Below are 589 nucleotides of genomic sequence, written 5' to 3'. Positions count from 1 at the left end.
CAGCACCGTGCCGGGCACGCCGGCCGGGATCACGGGCAGCACCGCTTCGCCAGCAGCCGCCGCGCCTGCACTGCCCGCAGGCGCCACGGCGAAGCCGCTCGCCACGTCACCCACCAGCACGGCCAGGGCGTTGTTCAGCAGCACCTGCTGGCGCTCCAACGCGAGCGCCTCCGATTCGGTGGCGGCCACTTCCGTCTGCACGCGTGCCAGGTCCAGCTCGGCCACGTCGCCCGCCTGGTAGCGGCGCTGCGTGAGGCGCAGCGTGTCGCGGTAGGCGGCCAGGCTTTCCTCCACCAGCACGCGCTCGGCCTGCACCGCACGCCATTGCAGATAGGTCTGCGCCACGTCGGCCTGCACCATGAGCCGCGTGCTCTGCAGCAGCGCATCGCGTGCCTGGGCGTCGAGCCGCGCGGCATCGCTGGCCTGCGACAGGCGGCCGAACAGGTCGAGCTCATACGACACGTTCAAGCCCGCCGTGGCCAGCGTGGCCGGCACCGGGCCGCCCGTGGCGGTGTTGGCGCCCGCCTGCCGCGATACGCCGGTGGACACGCCGACCTGCGGGGGCGCGGTTGGCATCGGCCGAGCGCAG

Annotated in this window: 1 pseudogene; it reads right to left on the bottom strand. The window is 74.0% G+C overall.

Annotated features, from left to right (window positions below):
* Nucleotides 1-589: pseudogene (locus AC27KI_RS26895) on the bottom strand (TolC family protein); the annotation flags it as partial.

The organism is Acidovorax sp. KPB24-03, from assembly GCF_057546605.1.
This window is presented reverse-complemented; position numbering and strand designations above follow the sequence as displayed.